This is a genomic window from Hornefia porci (genome assembly GCF_001940235.1).
In the GTDB taxonomy this organism is placed as follows: domain Bacteria; phylum Bacillota; class Clostridia; order Peptostreptococcales; family Anaerovoracaceae; genus Aminicella; species Aminicella porci.
Window position 1 is genome coordinate 1,418,296 of the sequence record NZ_MJIE01000001.1, and the last position, 21,957, is coordinate 1,440,252.

Below are 21,957 nucleotides of genomic sequence, written 5' to 3' on the forward strand. Positions count from 1 at the left end.
TCTCGTTGCCGTTTCACTTTTCACTCCGTTTTATACAACAAAAGACGCCCGTTGGAGCGTCTTTTGACTGGGTTCCATCTGTTACTCGATGATTTCGGTTACAACGCCGGAGCCTACGGTTCTTCCGCCTTCTCTGATCGCGAATCTCAGTCCTTCCTCGATAGCGATCGGCGTGATCAGCTTGATCTCCATCACAACGTTATCTCCCGGCATGCACATCTCGGTTCCTTCCGGCAGCTTCAGGTCGCCCGTTACGTCCGTTGTTCTGAAGTAGAACTGCGGTCTGTATCCGTTGAAGAACGGCGTATGACGTCCGCCCTCTTCCTTCTTCAGCACGTATACCTGTCCCTTGAACTGCGTATGCGGATGGATGCTTCCCGGTGCAGCCAGTACCTGTCCTCTTTCGATTTCGTTTCTCTGTACGCCTCTCAGCAGCGCTCCGATGTTGTCTCCCGTCTCTGCCTCGTCCAGAATCTTACGGAACATCTCTACGCCTGTGACGACTACCTTTCTCTTCTCATCAGACAGTCCGACGATTTCCACCTCGTCTCCGACCTTCAGCACGCCTCTCTCGACTCTTCCGGTCGCTACGGTTCCGCGTCCGGTGATGGAGAATACGTCCTCTACCGGCATCAGGAACGGCTTGTCGTTGTCTCTCTTCGGCTCAGGAATGTAGCTGTCTACCGCTTCCATCAGCTCGACGATCTTGTCTCCCCACTCTCCTGCGGGATCCTCCAGCGCCTTCAGCGCGGATCCTCTGATGATCGGCGTGTCGTCGCCCGGGAAGTCGTACTCGCTCAGCAGCTCTCTGACTTCCATCTCCACCAGGTCCAGCAGTTCCTCATCGTCTACCATGTCACATTTGTTCAGGAATACGATGATGTAGGGAACGCCTACCTGTCTCGACAGCAGGATGTGTTCTCTGGTCTGCGGCATCGGTCCGTCCGTCGCGGCGACAACCAGGATCGCTCCGTCCATCTGCGCAGCTCCGGTGATCATGTTCTTTACATAGTCCGCGTGTCCCGGGCAGTCTACGTGCGCGTAGTGTCTGTTCGGGGTCTCATATTCAACGTGTGCGGAGGAGATGGTGATTCCTCTTTCCTTCTCTTCCGGCGCCTTGTCAATCTGATCGAACTCTACGTCCTCACCCAGGCTGTATCTCTGATGCAGCACCTTGGTGATCGCAGCCGTCAGAGTGGTTTTTCCGTGGTCTACGTGACCGATGGTGCCGATATTGATATGCGGCTTGGTTCTCTCATATTTCTGTTTTGCCATTGTAATTCTCCTTTATTACTTACTGCTGACTTTCTCTACCAGACTGTCAGGCAGCTTCTCGAAGTGGTCGAACTGCATTACATAAATGCCCCGGCCCTGTGTTCTCGATCTCAGATCGGTAGCGTATCCGAACATCTCCGAGAGCGGTACCATCGCTCTGACCGCAACGGCTCCGTTGTTCATGTCGGATCCCTCGATACGTCCCCGTCTTCCGGAAATGTCGCCGATGACATCTCCCATGTACTCCTCCGGAACCGTGACTTCTACCTTGAAGACAGGCTCCAGCAGCACCGGCTTCGCCTTCTGCGCCGCTTCGCGGAACGCCATGGAGGCAGCAACCTTGAAAGCCATCTCGGACGAGTCGACCTCATGGTAGGAGCCGTCATACAGCTCTACGCCCACATCGACGACCTGATATCCCGCAACCGGTCCGACTTCCATCGCGGACTTGATTCCCTCTTCGATAGGTCCGATGTATTCCTTCGGAATCGCACCGCCGACAATCGAGTTGACGAATTCAAATCCGGAACCCGGCTCTCTCGGATAAACCTTGATCTTGACATGACCGTACTGACCATGTCCGCCGGACTGCTTCGCGTATTTGTGATCCACATCGGCGGTAGCCGTAATGGTTTCTTTGTACGATACCTGCGGTTTGCCCACGTTCGCCTCAACCTTGAACTCACGAAGCAGACGGTCCACGATGATCTCCAGATGGAGCTCGCCCATACCGGCGATAATCGTCTGTCCCGTATCCGCGTTGGTGTAGGTCTTGAACGTAGGATCCTCCTCCGCCAGCTTCGCCAGAGCAACGCCCATCTTTTCCTGACCGGCCTTGGTCTTCGGCTCGATGGCGATCTCGATAACCGGATCCGGGAATTCCATGGACTCCAGGATGACCTCGTGATCCTCATCGCACAAAGTATCTCCCGTCGTGGTGTTCTTCAGTCCCACCGCCGCGGCGATGTCGCCGGAGTACACTCTGGAGATCTCCTGTCTCTTGTTGGCGTGCATCTGCAGGATACGTCCGACTCTCTCCTTCTGTCCCTTCGTGGAATTGTAGACATAGGAGCCGGAATCCATCGTTCCGGAATAGACCCGGAAGAACGCCAGCTTACCGACATACGGGTCGGTCATAATCTTGAACGCCAGTGCGGAGAACGGCGCTTTGTCGTCGGAAGGTCTGTCGACCTCTTCTCCGGTCTCCGGATCCACTCCCTTAATCGGCGGGATGTCGATCGGCGCCGGCATATAATCGACGATGCCGTCCAGCAGCATCTGGACGCCTTTGTTCTTATATGCGGAACCGCACATTACAGGCACCATCTCATTCGCGATCGTCTGTTTACGAATCGTCGCCTTGATCTCCTGCTCTGTCAGTTCTTCGCCTTCCAGGAACTTCATCATAAGATCCTCGTCGCACTCCGCGACAGCTTCCAGCATCTTATCTCTCCACTCCTGGGCGAGCTCCAGCATGTCATCCGGAATCGCCTCTTCGTCGATCTGGGTTCCCAGCTGGTCCTCATAAATTTCTGCCTTCATCGTAATCAGGTCGATGATCCCCTTAAAGGTCTCTTCCTTTCCGATCGGCAGCTGAACAGGCACAGCGTTCGCCTTCAGCCTGTCCTTCACCATGTCAACGACGCGGAAAAAGTCCGCTCCCATGATGTCCATTTTGTTCACGAAAATCATCCTGGGAACGCCATATCCCTCTGCCTGTCTCCAGACAGTTTCCGACTGCGGCTCTACGCCGCCCTTCGCGCAGAGAACGGTAACAGCACCGTCCAGCACACGAAGTGATCTCTCAACTTCAACGGTAAAATCTACGTGTCCCGGCGTATCAATGATATTGATACGGTTGCCCTTCCACTGGGCGGTCGTCGCAGCAGACGTGATGGTGATACCGCGCTCCTGCTCCTGCTCCATCCAGTCCATCTGGGAGGCTCCGTCATGAGTCTCGCCGATCTTGTGGGTTTTTCCGGTGTAGAAAAGGATACGTTCTGTGGTAGTTGTCTTGCCCGCATCGATATGAGCCATGATTCCGATGTTTCTTGTTTTTTCAAGCGGAAATTCTCTACCTGCCATTGTTCCTCCGTTCCATTACCATCTGAAGTGCGCAAAAGCCTTGTTGGCCTCTGCCATCTTGTGGGTATCTTCCTTCTTCTTGACGGATGCGCCGGTGTTGTTCGCCGCGTCCATCAGCTCCTTCGCAAGACGGTCAGACATGGTTCTCTCTCCTCTGAGTCTGGTGTACTTGGTCAGCCATCTCAGACCGAGAGTCTGTCTTCTTTCAGGTCTCACTTCGATCGGAACCTGGTAGTTCGCACCACCGATTCTTCTCGCTTTAACTTCTAATACCGGCATGATGTTGTTCATTGCCTTCTCAAATACTTCCAGCGGCTCCTCGCCGGTCTTTTCTCTGATCGTATCGAATGCGTCATAGACGATCTTCTGAGCAACGCCCTTCTTTCCGTCGAGCATGATGCTGTTGATCAGCTTGGAGACCGTAACGCTGCCGTATACTGGATCCGGAAGTACTTCTCTCTTTGGTGTCTTACCTTTTCTTGGCACTTCTCTTCCCTCCTTGCCTGTGAATTTTCTAATTGCGCGACTGTCTTCGCCCGCAAACCGCGGGTTACTCTGCGCGGCCCGGCAATTAATGTGACCGCCCAGTCTGTCCGGGGGTACTCGACATCACTCCTTCGGATGCCGCGGTGCTCTTATATGGTACACGAATACAAACTATTCTGTAGTACGTACAGTCCCGTCGGAATATGCGGCAGGACTTTAAGCGCACACTAAAGTTCCCATTTTCCTGAGTTCAGTCCGGTTTACTTTTTCTTAGGTCTCTTGGTTCCGTACTTGGAACGAGCCTGTCCTCTTTCAGCTACTCCGGCTGTATCGAGTGTTCCTCTGACGATGTGGTATCTGACGCCCGGGAGGTCCTTGACTCTTCCGCCTCTGATCAGAACGACACTGTGCTCCTGCAGATTGTGACCAATCCCCGGAATGTATGCCGTTACTTCGATACCGTTGGTCAGACGTACTCTGGCAACCTTTCTAAGAGCGGAATTCGGCTTCTTAGGGGTAACTGTCTTGACGGAAGTGCAGACGCCTCTTTTCTGCGGGGAATTGTTGTCCGTAGCGGTGCGCTTCAGAGAATTCATTCCCTTGCCCAGGGCCGGTGCGTCGGACTTCTTGACAGAACTTGTTCTGCCCTGACGTACTAACTGATTAATAGTAGGCATTCGTTTCTCCTTTCTTCTGATATTTTATATTCACAGCCAAACTGACCCTGATACCTCTTTCAGGGTCAGAATGACCGCAACTACCGATTAGTTTATCATAACAATTCGCCGATTGCAACTGAATTTTCCATCAGTCGTCCATCTCAACGATTTCGGATTCCTCCGGCGTTTCCTCTGAAGGCGCCAGGAACTCGTCGCTGACGTATTCGTCCGCCACAGCGAAGCTGTCGTAGCGGGCCTCCGGCCGGTTGGAGTCAAACCTGACGAACTCATTGTTTTCCGGTCTCCTGTCAAAGGATTCCATGTATTCCGTATTCTCGCCGTAATCGACTTTGATATTTTTATAGCGCTTCATGCCGGTTCCGGCAGGGATCAGCTTACCGATGATGACGTTCTCCTTCAGTCCCTGCAGGTGGTCTCTCTTGCCCTTGATGGCTGCGTCGGTCAGGACACGCGTGGTCTCCTGGAAGGATGCAGCGGACAGGAAGGAGTTCGTCGCCAGCGACGCCTTTGTAATACCAAGAAGCAGCTGCTTGTAGTTCGCAGGCGCTCCTCCGGCAGCCTCCGCCTCCGCGTTCGCCTCCTCAAGCTCGGTGATGCTGTACATGCCGCCCGGCAGCAGGTGAGTATCGCCTGAATCCTCCACCTTGTACTTGGACAGCATCTGGCTGACGATGATCTCAACGTGCTTGTCGTTGATGTCTACACCCTGATTCCTGTATACTCTCTGTACCTCCATCAGCAGGTAATCGTAAACGCCCTTGACGCCTTTCAGACGGAAGATGTCGTGGGGGTTCAGCGGACCTCTGGTGATATTCTCTCCGGCCTCGATCTTCTCTCCGGGGCGAACCACGATGGTGGCGTTGTAAGGAACATCGTATTCCTTCGATTCCCCGGATTCCGCGCCCAGAATCGTTACGCCGATCTTGCCGTTCGGCTTGTTCTCGACCTTCTGTACGGTGCCGTTCTCCTCGCAGATCTCAGCGAGACCCTTCGGCTTTCTGGCCTCGAACAGCTCCTCGACTCTCGGAAGACCCTGAGTGATGTCGGAACCTGCGACGCCTCCGGTATGGAAGGTTCTCATGGTCAGCTGCGTACCCGGCTCACCGATGGACTGTGCCGCGATGATTCCCACGGATTCGCCCAGATTGACTTCCTCGCCGGTAGCCAGGTTCCGTCCGTAGCATCTGGCGCAGACGCCGGTTTTGCTCTTGCAGGTCATCACCGAACGGATCTTTACGGATTCAATTCCGCAAGCCTCGATCTTCTTCGCCTGCCGGTCGCTGATTTCCTCACCGGCCGCAACGATGATCTCCTTCTCATTCTCCGGATTCACGATGTCCTCGGCGGCGGTCCGTCCTTCGATTCTGTCCTGCAGACGTTCCAGAACTTCCTTTCCGTCCACGAACGCGGAGACCTCAACGCCGTCGGTGGTTCCGCAGTCCTCTTCTCTCACAATCACGTTGTGAGAGACATCGACCAGTCGTCTGGTCAGGTAACCGGAGTCTGCTGTACGCAGCGCGGTGTCCGCCAGTCCCTTACGGGCTCCGTTGGAGGAAATGAAGTATTCCAGAATGGAAAGTCCCTCACGGAAGTTGGCCTTAATCGGAATTTCTACGGTCTTACCGGTCGCGGTACCCATCAGTCCGCGCATTCCGCCGATCTGACGGATCTGGTTTTTGCTTCCTCTGGCTCCGGAGGTTGCCATGATGTTCAGGTTGTTGTCCGGTTCCAGAGAGTCCATCAGTGCGTCTCCGATATCGTCCGTGGCTTTGTTCCAGGTCTCCACCAGACGGTTCACACGCTCGTCGTTGGAGATCAGACCTCTGCGGTACGCCTTTTCGTATTTGTCCACCTCAGCCTGAGCCGCGTCGATGACGTCCCATTTTCCTTCCGGAATGGCCATGTCGTCGATTCCGATAGTGACGGCCGCCTTGGTGGAATATTTATATCCCATGGATTTAATGTAGTCCAGCATCAGCACGGTGCCGGTGTTCTCATGCACCTTGAAGCAGCGGTCGATGATGTCTCCCAGCTTCTTCTTGCCGCAGAGCATGTTGATTTCCAGGCCGTATTTGTCTTTGCTGCGGTCAACAAAGCCAAGGTCCTGCGGAATCCCCTGATTGTAGATGAACCGGCCGACGGTGGATTCCACCAGCCTTCCGGTGGTGTCACCCTCCAGGTACATTCTGACCCGGACCTTCGCGTGAATCTTCACGTTGCCGTTCTGGTAGGCCATCAGCATCTCGTCGATGTCGGTGAAGACCTTGCCGTCACCCTTTTCCGGAATACGCTCAAAGCCGTTCTTCCGGTTTGCCTCGACGATCTCCGGATCGCCGAATTCGTCCATCGTGTAGGAAACCTTTTCCTTGCCGTTGACATTGACCACCTTCTTCGCCGTTCCCGGATAAGTCAGGTAGTATGCGCCCAGAATCATGTCCTGCGTCGGCGTAGTGATCGGCGAGCCGTCCTTCGGCGCCAGAATGTTGTTGACTGACAGCATCAGGAATCTGGCCTCTGCCTGCGCCTCGACGGAAAGCGGTACGTGAACCGCCATCTGGTCTCCGTCGAAGTCTGCGTTGAAGGCTGTGCAGGCCAGCGGATGCAGCTTGATGGCCTTGCCCTCAACCAGCACCGGCTCGAACGCCTGGATACCCAGTCTGTGCAGTGTCGGAGCGCGGTTCAGCATGACCGGATGCTCCTTGATCACGCCTTCCAGCACATCCCAGACCTCCGGTCTCACCTTCTCGACCATGCGCTTCGCATTCTTGATATTATGGGCGTGTCCCTGCTCAACCAGCTCCTTCATAATGAAGGGCTTGAACAGCTCCAGCGCCATCTTCTTCGGCAGACCGCACTGATAGAATTTCAGCTCCGGTCCGACGACGATTACGGAACGGCCGGAATAATCGACACGCTTGCCCAGCAGGTTCTGACGGAATCTGCCCTGTTTGCCCTTCAGCATGTCGGACAGGGATTTCAGCGCCCTTCCTCCGGGTCCCGTGACCGGTCTTCCCCTTCTGCCGTTATCGATCAGAGAGTCTACCGCCTCCTGCAGCATTCTCTTTTCGTTTCTCACAATGATGTCCGGAGCGCCCAGCTCGAGCAGGCGGTTCAGACGGTTGTTCCGGTTGATGACTCTCCGGTACAGATCGTTCAGGTCGGAGGTGGCGAAACGGCCGCCGTCCAGCTGCACCATCGGGCGCAGGTCGGGCGGAATAACCGGAACGACCTCCAGAATCATCCATTCCGGACGATTTCCGGAAAGTCTCAGGGCCTCCACGACCTCCAGGCGGCGAATGATGCGGACCTTCTTTTGTCCGGTGGAATTCTTCAGCTGCTCACGAAGCTTTGCGGAGAGCTCGTCCAGATCGATGCGCTCCAGAAGCTCGCGAATCGCCTCGGCGCCCATCGCCGCGCGGAATCCGTTTCCGTGCTGATCCTTCAGTTCTCTGTACTCCTGCTCGGAGAGGATCTGTTTCTCGACCAGTCCGGTCTCCTTCTCATCTCCCGCGTCCAGTACGATGTAGGAGGCGAAGTACAGAACCCGCTCCAGGTTCCTGGGCGTGACGTCCAGAATCAGTCCCATACGGGACGGAATTCCCTTGAAGTACCAGATGTGAGAGACAGGAGCCGCCAGCTTGATGTGACCCATTCTCTCTCTTCTGACCTTGGCCTTTGTGACCTCCACGCCGCATCGGTCGCAGATGATTCCTTTGTAGCGGATGCGCTTGTATTTACCGCAGTGGCACTCCCAGTCCTTCATCGGTCCGAAGATCCGCTCGCAGAAGAGTCCGTCTGTTTCCGGCTTCAGGGTTCTGTAATTGATCGTTTCAGGCTTCTTGACTTCGCCGTAGGACCACTCCAGGATCTTTTCCGTCGAAGCAAGCTTAATCTGCAGCGATTCAAAATTGTTCAGTTCAAAATTCCCGCTGTTATTTTTGTTCTCAGGCACAGACTTACTCCCCTTTCCTACATTTCGTCATCGCCGGCAGGCATTTCCGGCGCAGCGTTCTCATTATCAGAAGAAGCTTCCGTGAATCCGCTTCCGAACAGCTTGTCCTCACTTTCCAGCTCCGATTTCATATTCATGATCCCGTCGATGGAATCGTTTCCTTCGTAATCCGACATCTCCTTCAGCTCGATCTCCCGATCGTCCTCCGACAGCACGCGGATATCCAGCGCCAGGGACTGCAGCTCCTTAATCAGAACCTTGAAGGACTCCGGAATTCCCGGCTCCTGGATGTTCTCGCCCTTGACGATGGCTTCATATGTCTTGACGCGCCCGACGATGTCGTCTGACTTGACCGTCAGGATTTCCTGCAGTGTGTACGCGGCGCCGTAAGCCTCCAGCGCCCAGACCTCCATCTCTCCGAAACGCTGGCCGCCGAACTGGGCCTTCCCGCCCAGAGGCTGCTGCGTGACAAGGGAGTACGGTCCCGTGCTTCTGGCGTGGATCTTGTCGTCAACCAGGTGATGCAGCTTCAGCATGTACATGTATCCGACGGTGACCGGTTTGTCGAAGAATTCACCGGTACGGCCGTCCCGGAGCATCAGCTTTCCGGTTTCGGAATAGCCGCAGTCCACCAGGAGCTCCCGGATATCCTTCTCCGTCGCGCCGTCGAATACCGGGGTGGAGATGTACCAGCCCTTCTTCTTGGCCGCCAGTCCCAGATGAACCTCCAGAACCTGTCCGACGTTCATTCGGGAAGGTACGCCCAGAGGGTTCAGCATGACCTGCAGCGCCTGTCCGTTCTCCATGAACGGCATATCCTCCTCCGGAAGAATCCGGGAGATAACGCCTTTATTCCCGTGGCGTCCGGCCATCTTGTCGCCGACCTGGATCTTTCTCTTTGTCGCGATATAGCAGCGCACCAGCTTGGTCACGCCCGGCGGGAGCTCGTCGCCGTTCTCTCTCGAGAACACGCGGACCTCCACGACAATTCCCTGCTCGCCGTGAGGCACCCGCAGTGAGGTATCTCTCACCTCTCTGGCCTTCTCGCCGAAGATCGCCCGCAGAAGGCGCTCCTCCGCGCTCAAGTCGTTCTCGCCCTTCGGAGTGACCTTACCGACCAGAATATCGGTGGAGCTTACCTCAGCTCCGACGCGGATGATCCCCTCTTCGTCCAGGTCTCTCAGCGCGTCGTCGCCGACATTCGGAATATCGCGGGTAATTTCCTCCGGTCCCAGCTTGGTGTCTCTGGCGTCGGATTCGTATTCCACGATATGAAGGGACGTCAGAACGTCGTTCATGATCAGCTTCTCGTTAAGGATTATCGCGTCCTCATAGTTGTAACCCTCCCAGGTCATGAAGCCGATCAGCAGGTTCTTGCCCAGCGCGATTTCGCCCAGATCTGTGGACGGGCCGTCCGCGATGACCTCGCCCGCCTCCACGTGCTCGCCGTGGGAAACGATGGGCCGCTGGTTGATGCAGGTTCCCTGGTTGGATCTCTTGAACTTCAGCAGCTTGTATTCATCCAGGCCGTTGTCGTCGTCCCGCCGTACACGGATATGGTCCGCATCGACGAACTCGACGGTTCCTGCGCTTTTCGCCAGGATAACGACGCCGGAGTCTCTGGCCGCTTTGTATTCAATACCGGTACCGACGATCGGCGCCTCTGTCACGAGGAGAGGCACCGCCTGCCGCTGCATGTTGGATCCCATCAGCGCACGGTTCGCGTCATCGTTCTCCAGGAACGGGATCATCGCTGTGGCGACGGAAACAACCTGCTTCGGAGAGACGTCCATCAGATCCGCCTCTTCCCGCGGGAACATGGCGATTTCTCCGCCGATGCCCCTGGCCGCGACCTTTTCGTTGACAAAGTGACCTTCCTCATCCAGCGGCTCGTTGGCCTGCGCGATGATCAGGAGCTCTTCCTCATCCGCCGCGAAATAGCGGATCTCGTCGGTTACGATTCCTTTTTCTTTATCCACAATACGGTACGGCGTCTCGATGAATCCGTACTCGTTGATGATTCCATACGTTGTCAGTGAGCCGATCAGACCGATGTTCGGACCTTCCGGCGTCTCAATCGGGCACATTCTGCCGTAATGAGACTGGTGAATATCTCTGACCTCGAAGCCTGCTCTCTCTCTGGACAGGCCTCCGGGCCCCAGCGCGGAAAGCCTTCTTTTGTGTGTCAGCTCTGCCAGCGGATTGTTCTGGTCCATAAACTGCGACAGCTGAGAGCTTCCGAAGAACTCCTTAATCGCCGCCGTGACCGGGCGGATGTTCATCAGCGCCTGCGGCGTTGATACCTCCATATCCTGAATGGTCATGCGCTCCTTCACCACACGCTCCATCCTGGCGAGGCCGATACGGAACTGATTCTGCAGCAGTTCTCCCACCGTTCGCAGACGGCGGTTGCCCAGATGGTCGATATCGTCCACATTTCCGATTCCGTAATTCAGGTTCAGAATGTAACTGATGGATGCGATGATGTCCGGCATGATGATGTGCTTCGGCGAAAGCTCATCCTTCCGTCTGACCAGCTCCTTCTCCAGATCCTTTCCGGACAGTCCCTGCTCCAGGATCTCCTTGAGAACCGGATAATAGACCTTCTCCGGCAGCTTCAGCGCCTTCGCATCGACGTCCACATGCGCCGACAGGTCGACAAACTGGTTTCCGATGATCTTCGTCTCGCTGGTCTCGTCGGTCCGGGCATATGCCATCACATACAGAACTCCCGCGTTTTCGATGGCTTTTCCCATCTCGCGGGTGATTCTCTGCCCTTTTTCCGCGAGGATCTCGCCGGTGTCGCTGACGACGTCCACTGACGCGACAACGTCAACAAGACGGTTGGACAGGCCGAGCTTCTTGTTGTATTTATACCTTCCCACATGAGAAAGGTCATATCTTTTGGGGTCATAGAACAAAGAATTCAAAAGTGACTTGGCGCTGTCCACGGTAGGCGGTTCGCCAGGTCTCAGTTTCTTGTAGATTTCTTTGAGTCCGCTCTCGTAATCGGTGGTCGTGTCCTTTTCCAGGGTTTTCATCAGCCTCGGATCCGCACCGAATGTGTCGAGAATTTCCTCGTTGCTGCCCATTCCAAGTGCGCGCAGAAGTGTGGTCATCGGCTGTTTTCTGGTACGGTCGACACGGACCGAGATGACCTCGTTTGAATCCGTCTCGTACTCGATCCAGGCTCCGCGGTTCGGGATAATCTGGGACGAATACAGCTTCGTTCCGGACTTGTCCGTCTCCACCGAGTAATACGGTCCCGGGGAACGTACCAGCTGCGTAACGATGACCCGTTCGGCGCCGTTGTAGATGAACGTACCCTTTTCGGTCATCAGCGGGAAGTCGCCCATGAACACTTCCTGCTCCTTGACCTCACCGGTTTCGCGATTGACCAGACGTACCTTGACCTTAAGCGGAGCTGCGTACGTCACATCTCTCTCCTTGCACTCCTCCTGTTCATACTTCGGAGGATCGTTCAGAGAATAATCGATGAACTCCAGGCTCAGGTTGCCGGCGTAGTCCTTAATCGGCGAGATGTCCTCAAAGACCTCCCGGAGACCTTCCCTGATGAACCAGTCGTAAGAACTCGTCTGGATATCAATCAGGTTCGGCATCTTGCCTACCTCATTGATTTTACCGAAAGACATACGTTCTTTTCTACCAACTTGGATTGGTTTTGGCATTCCTATCACTCCTTATTTCCTACTTCATTACATTCGCATGGCAGTCTAATATTATACTGCACATTCGTCAAACGGTCAATAGCATAACAAAAAATAACAGAAAAATGTCGGAAATTTTACATACCCCGGAGTGTGAAAAAGACGCCGCACGGGCATCGGGAATGATGCTTCGCGCGGCGTCTCCTGTATACTGTCCGGATTTTTCCGCGGCGGTAGCGCGGGAGAAAAATCTCTTATTTTACCTCGACAGTAGCGCCGACCTCTTCCAGCTTCGCCTTGATCTCGTCGGCCTCTGCCTTCTCGACACCTTCCTTGACGTTTGCCGGAGCTCCGTCTACCAGAGCCTTCGCTTCCTTCAGACCCAGGCCGGTGATCTCTCTGACCGCCTTGATTACCTTGATCTTCTCTCCGCCGACTTCCGTCAGAGCAACGGTGAATTCCGTCTGCTCTTCCGCAGCGCCGCCTGCTGCCGCACCGGCAACCGCGACCGGAGCCGCAGCGGAAACGCCGAATTCTTCTTCACACGCTTTAACGAGTTCGTTCAGCTCGAGAACTGACATGTTCTTTATCGCTTCAATGATCTGATCCTTATCCATTATTTTTCTCCTTTACATTCATATTTAACATGCGTTTTGTATGCGATGTCGATTATTCAGCATCTGCCTCTGCCGGCTTCGCGTCCGCGATAGCGGCCAGCGTTCTGACAAATTTGCCGACCGGCGACTGGATGCTGCCCATGAACTTGGCGATGAGCTCTTCCCTGGACGGAATGCTCGCGATCTGCTCGATTCCTTCTTTGTCATAGAAGGTGCCTTCTACGACGCCGGCCTTGAATTCCATCTTCTTGAAATCGTCGATGGCCTTCTTCAGGATCCGCGCGGGCGCCGTGGCGTCCGTCTTGCTGATCGCGATCGCACTCGGTCCCTGCATCACCTCAGCCAGCTTTTCAAAATCTGTGCCTTCCACGGCTCTCTTCATCAGAGTATTTTTGTAAACGGTGTAATCCACATCCGCTTCGCGCATCATTTTTCTCATGGCGTCAGCCTCTGCAACAGTCGTTCCCATGTAGTCGATGATGACTGCTGACTGCGCGCCGTCCAGCTTTTCTCTGATTTCATCGATGACAATCTGTTTCTGCTTTTTGGCTTCTTCAGACATTAGTTCTCCTTTCTGGAATCAGTGCGCTCCGGCTCCTGATTCACGGATGGTCCGGTACTCTATAAAAAGACAACCCTGCCTCGCAGACACGAGACAAGGTCAATATTCTTTATATTGTACCTCGGCGGGATAATTAAGCCCCAGGCCCCCGCTGTCTACGGTGTTAATTTCAAATTCAGTTTTCTGTCCTACTGTCCGAGAACTGCCGGATTCACTTTGATTCCGGGGCCCATCGTGGACGTGATGACAACGCTCTTCAGGTACTGGCCCTTGGCTGCGGACGGCTTCGCCTTGATGATGGCGTCGATGAGAACTCTGAAGTTCTCCTCCAGCTTTTCCGGACCAAAGGATGCTTTCCCGATGACCGTGTGCACGATGTTCTGCTTGTCCAGACGATACTCGACTTTACCGGCTTTGATCTCTGCCAGAGCCTTTGTCAGATCCATCGTAACCGTGCCGGACTTGGGATTCGGCATCAGGCCTTTCGGTCCCAGCACTCTTCCGAGTCTTCCTACGACTCCCATCATATCCGGGGTCGCGACGACGACGTCGAAATCGAACCAGTTCTCGTTCTGGATCTTCTGCGCCAGTTCTTCCGCGCCGACATAATCCGCACCGGCCGCCTCAGCCTCTTCAGCCTTCGGACCCTTGGCGAATACCAGAACCCGGACGTCTTTTCCGGTTCCGTTCGGCAGAACGATCGCGCCGCGAACCTGCTGATCCGCGTGTCTTCCGTCTACGCCCAGTCTGATGTGAGCTTCAATCGTCTCGTCGAACTTCGCTTTAGAAGTCTCCGTGACGAGCTTCATTGCCTCGTCAACCTCGTGAAGTTTCGCTTTGTCAAACTTCTCAAGTGAGGCCTTGTAATTCTTTCCTTTTTTAGCCATTTAAAACCTCCTCGTGGTACATGCGAAGCTCCGCCCTGCTGTCAGGCGTCTCTTCTCCCACAAAACACTAATCCTCTACTACGATGCCCATGCTTCTCGCGGTGCCCCGGATCATCGACGTCGCCGCTTCCAGGCTTCCCGCATTGAGATCCGGCATCTTGATCTTCGCGATCTCTTCAATCTGCGCATTCGACAGGGTCGCTACCTTTGTCTTGTTCGGCTCTCCGGACGCTTTGTCCAGGCCTGCCGCTTTCTTTAACAAAACAGCTGCCGGCGGCGTCTTTGTGATAAATGAGAACGATCTGTCCGCATAAACCGTGATGACGACCGGAATGATCATGCCCGGCTGATCCTGTGTCTTCGCGTTGAACTGCTTGCAGAAGTCCATGATGTTGACTCCGTGCTGACCAAGCGCAGGTCCTACCGGTGGCGCTGGAGTAGCTCCGCCCGCGGGAATCTGAAGTTTAATATAGCCTTCGACCTTCTTTGCCATTCTGGCTCCTCCTTTCCTCTAATTTAATTTATCCACCTGGCTGAACTCCAGTTCAACCGGGGTGTCCCGACCGAACATCGACACCTTGACGGTCAGCACCTGCTTGTCCGGATTGACCTCCAGAACCTCACCCATCAGACTCTCAAAGGGTCCGCTGATCACACGTACTGTATCGCCGGCATTGACATCCAGGTCGATATTGACCTTTTCAATACCCATGCGCGCGACTTCCTCCGGCGTAAGGGGAATCGGCTCGGAGCCGTGTCCCACAAAGCCTGTCACGCCTTGTGTATTTCTGACGAGATACCAGGATTCATTGGTTACGACCATCTTGATGATGACGTATCCGGGAAACATTTTCCTCGTCTTGATTTTTCTCTGTCCATCCTTGACTTCTACTCTGTCTTCGGTAGGTACGACGATGTCCAGAATCAAATCCTGCATCCCCCGGTTCTCGACCATCTTTTCAATATTGACTTTTACTTTGTTCTCATGCCCGGAGTAGGTATGCACCACATACCACTTGGCCTGGCCGTCACCCCGGATCCCCTCGCCCTCCAGAGGCGAAAAGATATTCATGGTGCTTTTGTTTTCAGAATCTGACATTATTGTACCCTTCTATCCTTAGCTCAAGGTAACGCCCAGGATCGCCTTCAGAATCGCCAGGAAGCCGGAATCGACTGCCCAGAAGCCCAGCGCAAACACGGCGCAGGTGCAGATGACCACCACGGTGAACGCGCCCAGCTCTTTCCTCGTCGGCCAGACGACCTTGCTCATCTCAGTCCTGACGCCCTTCCAGTACTCGCGGCTGGTGATCTTGTCCCTGTCTTTTCTCTGATTGGCGGCCTGTGCGGCCCGCCGCGCGCGGTCAGCTTTTACGCTTTCCGTCGTTACGGCCTTCTTCACCTTCGGTTTCTTGTTCGACATTGCAGACGCTCCTTACTTCGTCTCTTTGTGGACAGTAGATTTTCTGCAGAACGGGCAGTATTTCTTCAGCTCAATACGATCCGGATCGTTCTTCTTGTTCTTCATCGTATTGTAGTTTCTCTGCTTGCACTCTGTGCAGGCCAACGTTACCTTCACTCTCATGTTAGTCCTCCGTTTTCTAACCCAAAATCAGAGCTGCATTCTCAGCTCTGTAATATTTTTTCACATAAAGTCGCTTAATAAGTGTACAACAAAGCACTGTCAATGTCAACCCCTGTTCCGAATTGATGCACAAACCACTGCTCCGAATCGCAGTTATGCGTTTCATCGCGAGAGCGCCGCGTTTTCAGGCGCGGCGCTCTCTGTAAAATGTAAGATGGTATTATTTGGTTTTTGCTTTCTTGGATGCGGACCAGCCGGAGTATACCGTTTTGCCGTCTACCGTCTTATATGTACGGACGCGTACATAATAGTATTTCTTCGCCTTAAGCTTGGAAATCGTCATCTTCGTTGTCTTGTACGACTTAATAGTCTTGCTCTTCGTCGACTTCTTGCTGAAGCTCTTCGAAGTGCTGTACTGCAGCTGGTATCCCTTGATTCCGGTTACCTTCTTCCACTTTGCTGTGATTTTCTTCTTGCCGGCGGTCAGCTTGCTGATTGAGCTCTTCGCCGGAGCCGCGGGCTTCGCTGCGTTCTTTGCCTTCTCAGCGGCAAGCTCCGCTTCCAGCTGGCGGATCCGCTCTTCATTTGCAGCGTTCGCCTTCTTCGCCTCGTCCAGTTCCTTCTTCGCAGCTTCCAGTGAAGCCTGCGTCTCCTTCAGCTGCTTATCGGAGTCATCTGCCTTTGCTTTCGCAGCATCCAGCTGTGCCTGAAGTGTCTTCAGCGATTCATTCGCTGTTTTAAGATCCTCCTCCGCTTTTTGACGTGCGGTTTCAGCAGCGCTTAATTTGTCGTTGGCCTCACCCAGAAGCCTCTCGGCCTCCGCTTTTTCGTCCAGCGCCGTATTCAGAGCCGCCTGTGCAGTCAAAAGCTTTCCTTTAGCTGTTTCCTCATCTGCCTCTGCCTGTTTCACTTTCGCTTCATAGGATTCTATCTTGCCTTCAGCAATTCCCTGTGCAAGTTTAGCGGCTTCCAGGTCGCCTAATGCCTTTTGCAGGTTTTCTTTTGCTGCTTTTGCTTCGCCTATGGCAACATTCTTCTCCTGGTCGCTCAATGTTTTGTCGTTTATGGCTTTCTGCGCTGCGGTATCTGCATCCTGCTTAGCCTTCTGTGCCTCTGCAAGATCCTTCTTCGCCTGTTCGGTTTCTGCCTTTGCGTCAGCGGCCTCCTTCTTAGCTGCAGCAATCTGAGCCTCGGCGTCCTGCCGTGCCTTCTCTGCGTCAGCCTTTGCCTTTTCTGCCGCCTGCTGCGCCTTTTCCGCATTGGTGAGTTTCTCGGTCAGCGTTGCAAGGTCCTGCTTCGCCTTTGACAGGTCTTCTTTGGTCGTGTTCAGTTCTGTCTGTGCGGCGTCCGCCTTATCTTCAGCAGCTTTCTGTGCGTCCTGAGCGTTCTTCAGCGCATCCAGCGCCTTGTTCAGATTTTCCTGAGCTTCTGCAGACTTGTCCTCGGCAGCCTGCTGCTTCGCTATCGCAGCATCCCGCTCTGCCTCTGCTGTCGCTTTGGCAGCTTCTGCCGCAGCCTTGTCGGCTTCTGCCTTTGCAGTCTTCTCTTCAGCTTCCTTCTGCTTAGCCTCCGCTACAGCCTGGGCTGCCTGGGCTTTTGCCAGATCTGCCTTTGCGTCCAGCGCTTCCTTCTCTGCCTTTTCTTTTGCAGCGATAGCCGCTGCTTTCTCGGCTTCGCTTGTGTTCTTGTCATTTTCGGCACCTTCCGCTCTGGCGTCTGCCTCCTGCTTAGCCTTCTGTGCCTCTGCAAGGTCTTTCTTCGCCTGTTCGGTTTCTGCCTTTGCGTCAGATGCTTCCGTCTTCGCTGCATCTCGCTGTATCTCGGCATCTTTCTGCGCCTTTTCTGCAGCTGCTTTGGCTTCTTCGGCATCCTTCTGCGCCTTTTCCGCGTTGTCGAGTTTCTCGGTCAGCGTCGCAAGTTCCTGCTTCGCCTTCGACAGGTCTTCCTTGGCTGTGTTCAGTTCTGCCTGTGCGGCGTCCGCCTTATCTTCCGCAGCCTTCTGTGCATCCTGTGCATCCTTGAGGGCACTCTGCGCCTTGAGCAGATCTGCCTGAGCTTCTGCGGACTTATCCTCTGCTGCTTTCTGCTTCGAAACTGCAACATCCCGCTCTGCCTCTGCTGTCGCTTTGGCAGCTTCTGCCGCAGTCTTGTCGGCCTCTGCCTTTGAAGCCTTTGCTTCGGCTTCTGCCTGTTTCGTCTCAGCTGCTTTCTGGGCAGCCTGTGCTTTTGCCAGATCTACCTTGGCAGCCTGCTCTGCCTGCTCGGCTTTCTCTTTTGCAGCGATGGCCGCTGCTTTTTCGGCTTCGCTTGCGTTCTTGTCATTTTCGGCAGCTTCTGCTCTGGCGTCTGCCTCCTGCTTAGCCTTCTGTGCCTCTGCAAGGTCTTTCTTCGCCTGTTCGGTCTCTGCCTTTGCATCAGCTGTCTCTGTCTTTGCCTTCGCAAGTTCATCCTGAGCAGCCTTCAGATCAGCATTTGATTTTGCCAGTGCCTCCTGAGCAGCTTTCGCATCCGCCTCTGCCTTGGCTTTTTCTTCCTTCAGCGTCCTGACCGCATCTCCGGACGTAACAACCCCGTAGGTTCCATCTGCGCTTTCGATGCAGGAGAAACCATCCGCAAGATAAGCTTCCGGAACTTCTTCCGAGAAGGTTCCGCCGGAAATACTGAATTTCTCTTTCGCGGCGTCCTTCAGTGCGTCTTCGACATCAAATTTGCCGTTGAACTTACCGTTCTTGATGGTCAGTCCGGTCTTGTTGGTCTCCGGAATTCCACCCCATACATCATACTGAATGTTTCCGACGATCTCTCCGGTAGTATCCACGGTGGCTCGTGCGCCGTCCGGATAGTTCGTTGTCACGCAGACGTCGAACGCGTTCTGTCCTTCCGCAGCCTTGATGCTCGAGCTGCCCAGAATTTTGATGTCGCCGTTGTTGCAGCTCAGTGCATAGCTGCATTTGTCGTTCATGGACGAATCCACATTGAAGTCCTGCAACGTCAGGTTCGCGTAGTTCTGGATTCCCATCTTTCCGCCGGCAACTTTCAGCGTTCCGTTCTTCAGGATGATGGTCGCGCCTTTCTCGAAATGCATGGCCTGGCTCTCATAGCCGGTGCTTCCCACGGCCCGGCCGTTCATCGTATAAGTGTGTCCGTCAAAGTCGAATGTCAGTTTCTTCGCATCCTTCGCCAGGAGTTTGACGCCGTTTCCTTCCGCATCTTTCAGCAGGGTGATGGTGTCTCCGTCTTTCGCCGCCGCAACTGCTTCAGGCAGCGACTCATACTTCATCTCTCCTACGGATGCGATTACGTTTGCATCATCCTTCAGAGAATAAGTTCCTTCTTCGTTCTTCGTCAGGAAGAAGCCGTCTGCCACATATTTTGCGGCTGCAGTGTCCGTAAAGGTTCCGCCGGAAATACTGAATTTCTCTTTCGCGGCGTCTTTCAGGGCGTCTTCGATATTGAACTTGCCGTCGAATTTTCCGTTCTTGATGGTCAGTCCGGTCTTGTTGGTCTCCGGGATTCCGTCCCATACGTCATACTCGATGTTTCCGACAATCTCTCCGGTAGTATCCACGGTGACTCGTGCGCCGTCAGGATAGTTCGTTGTCACGCAGACGTCGAACGCGTTCTGTCCTTCCGCAGCCTTGATGCTCGAGCTGCCCAGTATCTTGATATCGCCGTTGTTGCAGCTCAAGGCATATTCGCAAACTTTATTCATCGAGGAATCTACGTTGAAGTCCTGCAGAGTCAGATTGGCGTAATTCTGGACTCCCATCTTTCCGCCGACAACCTTCAATGTCCCGTTCTTCAGGGTAATGGTCGATCCCTTTTCGAAGTGCATGGCCTGACTCTCATAACCGGTGCTTCCTACGGCTTTACCGTTCATCGCATAGGTATGACCGCCGAAGTCGAAGGTCAGCTTCTTCGCTTCTTTCTCTATGAGTTTGACCCCGTTTCCTTCTGCATCCTTCAGCAGAGTGATGGTGTCACCGTCCTTCGCTGCTGCGACTGCCTCCGGCAGCGAAACGAATTTCTTTGTGCCTACTGCAGCGACTGCATCTGCATCGTCCAGAACCCCGTAGGTTCCGTTCTCATTCTTTGTCAGGAAGAAACCTTCTGACACGTAATTTTCTGCAGCTGAATCTGTGAATGTTCCGCCTGAAATGCTGAATTTCTCTTTTGCGGCATCCTTCAAAGCGGCCTCGATATCGAATTTGCCGTTGAATTTACCGTTCTTGATAGTCAAACCGGTCTTGTTATTCTCCGGGATTCCTTTCCATACGTCATACTGTACGTTTCCGACAATCTCACCGGTGGTATCCACGGTGACCCGTGCGCCGTCCGGATAGTTCGTGGTCACACAGACATCGAAGGCGTTCTTTCCTTCCGCCGCCTTGAGACTTGAGCTTCCCAGGATCTTGATATCGCCGTTGTTGCAACTCAGCGCATAAAGGCACTTATCGTTCATGGACGAATCCACGTTGAAGTCCTGCAGGGTCAGATCCGCATAGTTCTGGATTCCCATGTTAAAGCGCTCAACCTTCAGCGTTCCGTTCTTCAGGGTAATGGTCGAGCCCTTTTCGAAGTGCATAGCCTGAGTTTCATATCCCGGGCTTCCTACGCCTGTTCCGTTAAAGGTGTAAGTATGTCCGCCGAAGTCAAAGGTCAGTTTCTTCGCATCCTTCGCCATGATTGCGACGCCGCTGCCCTCTGCGTCCTTCAGCAGAGTGATGGTATCTCCGTCCTTCGCTGCGGCGACTGCTTCCGCCAGCGAAGCAAATTTCTTTGTTCCTACTGCAACGACTGCATCTGCATCGTCCAGAACCCCGTAGGTTCCGTCGCTCTTCGCTTCCTGCGAAACGCCCTCGGGCAGATACTCGTCCGGTATTTTCGATGTGAATGTTCCTGCTCTGACTGCTATTTTTCCGGTTCCTGCTTTGACACCGATCGCATCGATGCCTGCGGGAGTGCTGATCGAAGTGCCACTCCCGGTAACGGTCAGGTTAGTGGCCTTGTTGACGTAAACAGCCGGTTTGTTTTTCGTCTTGCTGTCAATCACGCAACTCTTCATCGCCACGTCTACGGTCGCACCCTCATCTGCCGCAACCTTCACACAACCGTACGCTGTTTCAGGAGCCGAGATTTTACAATCCTTCAGACTGTATGTATAGTTTCCGCCCCCGTACTGATGATCAACAAACAGCGCATACATGTCGTCATCGGCGCTTCCGTTCAATGTACACCCGTTGAATTCTGCGTTTCCGTAAACCACGACGCCGCCGTCAAAGATGCAGTTGTTGAACTCATCCTTCTCTCCGCGGGCATAAATATACTTCGTCGAGCGGTTTGCTCCCGTGCTTACTTTAGACGCGTCTTTTTTGTTGACAAAGTGTACTTTGTTGAATGTGAAGGACTTTCCAGCAGGCGCAGAATCGTTAGGGTCGATGCCTGCAAAGGTGAATCCAGCCGGCGAATTCCCCGCCTGGTTGGGCCAGGAATAGCCCTCCGGCGCACCTGCCAGTGTAATAGAATGACCGTTTCCGTTGATGGTTACGCTGTCCACGTCCGCCGGGAAACGAACCTCGTATCCCTCCGTGGCTGTATGTGTCGTCTCGTCCAGCGCGGTGTCCGTCAGAAGTTCGATGGTTACCGATTTTCCTGACGCGGCAGCCGCCGCTTCCTTCAATGTCGCATACTTCACGTCCCCGATCTGGGCGACGGCGGCTCCGCTTTCGCTACTCTCGCCGGACGGCGTATCGTCCGCAAAAGCAAACGCCGGCATGTATGCGAAGAACATTGCCAGCGAAAGCAGCAGAGCAAAAGATTTGCTTCTGATTTTCATCTGTTCCCTCCCATAAACTCAGGCAAGCCGTATCTCCGGCTCACCAGATAAAATAAAGAATCGCAGTCGTTACATTCACGGCGCTAGTATAGCACATTTCGGAATGAATTTCAATTCAATTCTGCATTTTCCTGCAAGACTCATCAGTAGTCGGTAAACTTTCACCATGTACGGACAACAAACAAAAAAACTGCCGCAGTAGACACATTTTCGTCTGCCACGGCAGCCGTAAAAAGTACCGCACCAGTTTTCATTCTGACGCGGTACTCGCTTCGGGAAATTTCATTATTGTGTTTTGTGTCGCCGCATACTGCAGCCGTTACTGGA

At 54.1% G+C, this 21,957-nt stretch carries 14 protein-coding genes and 1 other annotated feature; all 14 genes read right to left on the reverse strand.

Annotated elements, in window-relative coordinates; genetic code table 11:
* Positions 1 to 81: 81 nt before the first annotated feature.
* The 14 genes from tuf to BHK98_RS06910 all read right to left on the reverse strand — a co-directional run bounded on the left by tuf (position 82) and on the right by BHK98_RS06910 (position 21,630).
* Entirely contained in the window at positions 82 to 1,275 is a 1,194-nt protein-coding gene (gene tuf, locus BHK98_RS06845) for an elongation factor Tu (RefSeq protein WP_075712785.1), read from the reverse strand.
* 15 nt (positions 1,276 to 1,290) lie between these two features.
* Entirely contained in the window at positions 1,291 to 3,360 is a 2,070-nt protein-coding gene (gene fusA / locus BHK98_RS06850; protein WP_075712786.1) for an elongation factor G, read from the reverse strand.
* 15 nt (positions 3,361 to 3,375) lie between these two features.
* Positions 3,376 to 3,846 carry a 30S ribosomal protein S7 gene (gene rpsG / locus BHK98_RS06855; RefSeq protein ID WP_075712787.1) on the reverse strand — a complete coding sequence of 157 codons (471 nt, stop codon included), beginning with the start codon at positions 3,844 to 3,846 and terminating at the stop codon, positions 3,376 to 3,378.
* Positions 3,847 to 4,106: 260 nt separating this feature from the next.
* Complete coding sequence (gene rpsL / locus BHK98_RS06860; RefSeq protein ID WP_075712788.1) at positions 4,107 to 4,523, reverse strand: 30S ribosomal protein S12; 417 nt, start codon at positions 4,521 to 4,523, stop codon at positions 4,107 to 4,109.
* A gap of 130 nt (positions 4,524 to 4,653) precedes the next feature.
* Positions 4,654 to 8,478, reverse strand: coding sequence for a DNA-directed RNA polymerase subunit beta' (gene rpoC / locus BHK98_RS06865; RefSeq protein ID WP_083628105.1), 3,825 nt, complete (start codon positions 8,476 to 8,478; stop codon positions 4,654 to 4,656).
* Positions 8,479 to 8,495: 17 nt separating this feature from the next.
* On the reverse strand, positions 8,496 to 12,167 hold the full coding sequence (gene rpoB, locus BHK98_RS06870) for a DNA-directed RNA polymerase subunit beta (RefSeq protein ID WP_075712789.1): 3,672 nt from the start codon (positions 12,165 to 12,167) through the stop codon (positions 8,496 to 8,498).
* A gap of 233 nt (positions 12,168 to 12,400) precedes the next feature.
* Positions 12,401 to 12,763, reverse strand: a complete 363-nt coding sequence (gene rplL, locus BHK98_RS06875) for a 50S ribosomal protein L7/L12 (RefSeq protein WP_075712790.1) — start codon at positions 12,761 to 12,763, stop codon at positions 12,401 to 12,403.
* 52 nt (positions 12,764 to 12,815) lie between these two features.
* Positions 12,816 to 13,325, reverse strand: coding sequence for a 50S ribosomal protein L10 (gene rplJ / locus BHK98_RS06880; protein ID WP_075712791.1), 510 nt, complete (start codon positions 13,323 to 13,325; stop codon positions 12,816 to 12,818).
* A gap of 58 nt (positions 13,326 to 13,383) precedes the next feature.
* Positions 13,384 to 13,504, reverse strand: a sequence feature (ribosomal protein L10 leader region).
* A gap of 9 nt (positions 13,505 to 13,513) precedes the next feature.
* Positions 13,514 to 14,212 (reverse strand): 50S ribosomal protein L1, encoded by a 699-nt coding sequence (rplA, locus tag BHK98_RS06885; protein ID WP_075712792.1) that lies wholly within the window; start codon positions 14,210 to 14,212, stop codon positions 13,514 to 13,516.
* Between the two features lie 67 nt (positions 14,213 to 14,279).
* Positions 14,280 to 14,705, reverse strand: a complete 426-nt coding sequence (gene rplK, locus BHK98_RS06890) for a 50S ribosomal protein L11 (protein WP_075712793.1) — start codon at positions 14,703 to 14,705, stop codon at positions 14,280 to 14,282.
* 18 nt (positions 14,706 to 14,723) lie between these two features.
* Positions 14,724 to 15,311, reverse strand: coding sequence for a transcription termination/antitermination protein NusG (nusG, locus tag BHK98_RS06895; protein ID WP_083628107.1), 588 nt, complete (start codon positions 15,309 to 15,311; stop codon positions 14,724 to 14,726).
* A gap of 18 nt (positions 15,312 to 15,329) precedes the next feature.
* Positions 15,330 to 15,632 carry a preprotein translocase subunit SecE gene (secE, locus tag BHK98_RS13190; RefSeq protein WP_083628109.1) on the reverse strand — a complete coding sequence of 101 codons (303 nt, stop codon included), beginning with the start codon at positions 15,630 to 15,632 and terminating at the stop codon, positions 15,330 to 15,332.
* Positions 15,633 to 15,644: 12 nt separating this feature from the next.
* Positions 15,645 to 15,794 (reverse strand): 50S ribosomal protein L33, encoded by a 150-nt coding sequence (gene rpmG, locus BHK98_RS06905; RefSeq protein ID WP_075712794.1) that lies wholly within the window; start codon positions 15,792 to 15,794, stop codon positions 15,645 to 15,647.
* A gap of 220 nt (positions 15,795 to 16,014) precedes the next feature.
* Entirely contained in the window at positions 16,015 to 21,630 is a 5,616-nt protein-coding gene (locus BHK98_RS06910; protein ID WP_075712795.1) for a hypothetical protein, read from the reverse strand.
* Between the last annotated feature and the right edge of the window lie 327 nt (positions 21,631 to 21,957).

What these genes read in the sequence shown, in the direction of transcription:
- rpmG (WP_075712794.1), bottom strand. Translation starts at nt 15,794, where the DNA reads ATGAGAGTGAAGGTAACGTTGGCCTGCACAGAGTGCAAGCAGAGAAAC.
- secE (WP_083628109.1), bottom strand. Translation starts at nt 15,632, where the DNA reads ATGTCGAACAAGAAACCGAAGGTGAAGAAGGCCGTAACGACGGAAAGC.
- rplA (WP_075712792.1), bottom strand. Translation starts at nt 14,212, where the DNA reads ATGGCTAAAAAAGGAAAGAATTACAAGGCCTCACTTGAGAAGTTTGAC.
- nusG (WP_083628107.1), bottom strand. Translation starts at nt 15,311, where the DNA reads ATGTCAGATTCTGAAAACAAAAGCACCATGAATATCTTTTCGCCTCTG.
- rpoB (WP_075712789.1), bottom strand. Translation starts at nt 12,167, where the DNA reads ATGCCAAAACCAATCCAAGTTGGTAGAAAAGAACGTATGTCTTTCGGT.
- rplK (WP_075712793.1), bottom strand. Translation starts at nt 14,705, where the DNA reads ATGGCAAAGAAGGTCGAAGGCTATATTAAACTTCAGATTCCCGCGGGC.
- rplL (WP_075712790.1), bottom strand. Translation starts at nt 12,763, where the DNA reads ATGGATAAGGATCAGATCATTGAAGCGATAAAGAACATGTCAGTTCTC.
- BHK98_RS06910 (WP_075712795.1), bottom strand. Translation starts at nt 21,630, where the DNA reads ATGAAAATCAGAAGCAAATCTTTTGCTCTGCTGCTTTCGCTGGCAATG.
- tuf (WP_075712785.1), bottom strand. Translation starts at nt 1,275, where the DNA reads ATGGCAAAACAGAAATATGAGAGAACCAAGCCGCATATCAATATCGGC.
- rpsL (WP_075712788.1), bottom strand. Translation starts at nt 4,523, where the DNA reads ATGCCTACTATTAATCAGTTAGTACGTCAGGGCAGAACAAGTTCTGTC.
- fusA (WP_075712786.1), bottom strand. Translation starts at nt 3,360, where the DNA reads ATGGCAGGTAGAGAATTTCCGCTTGAAAAAACAAGAAACATCGGAATC.
- rplJ (WP_075712791.1), bottom strand. Translation starts at nt 13,325, where the DNA reads ATGTCTGAAGAAGCCAAAAAGCAGAAACAGATTGTCATCGATGAAATC.